This is a genomic window from Acidithiobacillus concretivorus, assembly GCF_018853445.1.
GTDB classification, from domain to species: Bacteria; Pseudomonadota; Gammaproteobacteria; order Acidithiobacillales; family Acidithiobacillaceae; genus Acidithiobacillus; species Acidithiobacillus concretivorus.
This window is the reverse complement of record NZ_JABELD010000136.1, coordinates 1-1080: the sequence shown is the minus strand read 5'-3', so window position 1 is coordinate 1080 and position 1080 is coordinate 1. Positions and strand designations below refer to the sequence as shown.

Sequence of the window (1080 nt, the reverse complement as noted above, 5' to 3'; positions counted from 1 at the left end):
TTGTGGCGGGCGAACGCCCCCTGCACCGGCAACTGGAAAAAGCCCTGGCCGATTTTTACGGGGTAGATGATGCCCTGACTTTTGTCAGCGGTCACGCCACTAATGTCACCACTATTGGGCATTTACTCGGTGCCCGTGATCTGATTCTGCACGATGAATATGCCCATAACAGCATTGTCCAGGGAGCCCTGTTGTCGGGCGCCCAACGCCTCAGTTTTCCGCATAATGATCTCAATGCACTCGAAACTTTGTTACGGCAGCATCGGCGCAAAGCCGAGCGGGTCCTGATTGTGGTCGAGGGAATGTACAGCATGGACGGAGATTTCCCCGACCTGCCGCGCCTCATCGACCTGAAAAAAAAGCATCAGGCCTGGCTGATGGTGGACGAAGCCCATTCTTTCGGGGTCATGGGTGCTACGGGCCGGGGTATTGCCGAGCATTTCAATATCAATACCCACGATGTTGATATCTGGATGGGCACGCTCAGCAAAACCCTCGCCGCCTGCGGTGGTTATATTGCCGGAGAGCAGGCCCTGATCGACAACTTACGCTATCTGGCGCCGGGATTCTTGTACAGTGTTGGACTGGCTCCGCCCCTGGCCGCTGCGGCCCTGACGGCACTGACTATTCTCCAGAAAGAACCAGACAGGGTCCAAACCCTGCAGGAGCGCGGTCAATATTTTCTGGAAGAGGCAAAAAGGCAGCAGATGGACACCGGGTTCAGCGCCGGTTATGCCATCACCCCCCTGATTATTGGCAGTTCCTTGCAGGCCGTGCGTCTCTCTTCCCAATTGCTGGAGCAGGGCGTTCATGTGCAACCCATCCTTTACCCTGCGGTGCCGGAAAAACAAGCGCGCCTGCGCTTTTTCCTGAATGTCGAGCATAGCCCTGAAGAACTCCGGGATAGCCTGATCATGCTGAAAGCGTATGCTTCCTGAACCGGTAAAGCGCCCGGAAAACATTCCTGCAGACCTTTACGCCGTCGGTTTTTCGGCCTGGAAACAGGGGCCGCTGCGGGCCTTTCTGCCCGAGGCGCGACTGCACTTTATCCGCCACACCCAACAGGCACCGGCGGGGGCC

The 1080-nt window shown here is 57.1% G+C and carries 1 protein-coding gene; it reads left to right on the top strand.

Annotated features, from left to right (window positions below):
- Positions 1–938 (top strand): aminotransferase class I/II-fold pyridoxal phosphate-dependent enzyme (locus HJG40_RS13720; RefSeq protein WP_215864718.1); only part of this gene is annotated, 938 nt, incomplete at its 5' end.
- Between the last annotated feature and the right edge of the window lie 142 nt (positions 939–1080).